The organism is Alcanivorax sp. HI0083 (assembly GCF_001635175.1).
In genome coordinates this window covers 1-606 of the sequence record NZ_LWFX01000766.1, presented here as the reverse complement: position 1 = coordinate 606, position 606 = coordinate 1, and the positions used below count along the sequence as shown (strand labels likewise).

Annotated in this window: 1 protein-coding gene; it reads left to right on the top strand. The window is 52.8% G+C overall.

Annotation, left to right across the window (positions count from 1 at the left end; translation table 11 throughout):
* On the top strand, positions 1-606 hold a 606-nt coding region (nqrF, locus tag A3754_RS07510), incomplete at both ends, for an NADH:ubiquinone reductase (Na(+)-transporting) subunit F (protein ID WP_063519217.1).

The following is a 606-nucleotide window of genomic DNA, read 5'->3' as shown; positions in this document are numbered from 1 at the left end:
TGGGAGCGTTTCAACTTCTTCGATTTGAACACCAAGAACAACGAAGAAGTGATTCGCGCCTATTCCATGGCCAACTACCCGGAAGAGAAGGGCATCCTGAAGTTCAATATCCGTATCGCGACGCCGCCTCCGGGGTCCAAGGATATTCAGCCCGGGATCATGAGTTCCTACGTCTTCAACCTGAAGCCGGGTGACAAGATCACCGTATTCGGACCCTTCGGTGAGTTCTTCGCCAAGAAAACCGATGCGGAAATGGTCTTCATCGGTGGTGGTGCGGGTATGGCACCCATGCGTAGCCATATTTTCGACCAGCTCAAGCGGTTGAACTCCAAGCGCAAGATCAGCTTCTGGTACGGTGCGCGGAGTGTTCGTGAGTGCTTCTATAACGAAGAGTACGACTTGCTTGCGGACGAGAACGATAACTTTGAGTGGCATCTGGCCCTGTCAGACCCGCAGCCCGAAGACAACTGGGATGGTCTCACCGGTTTTATCCATAACGTGCTGTTCGAACAGTATCTCAAGGACCATCCGGCTCCTGAAGACTGCGAGTACTACATGTGTGGTCCGCCGATGATGAACGCCTCGGTAATCAAGATGCTCGAAGAT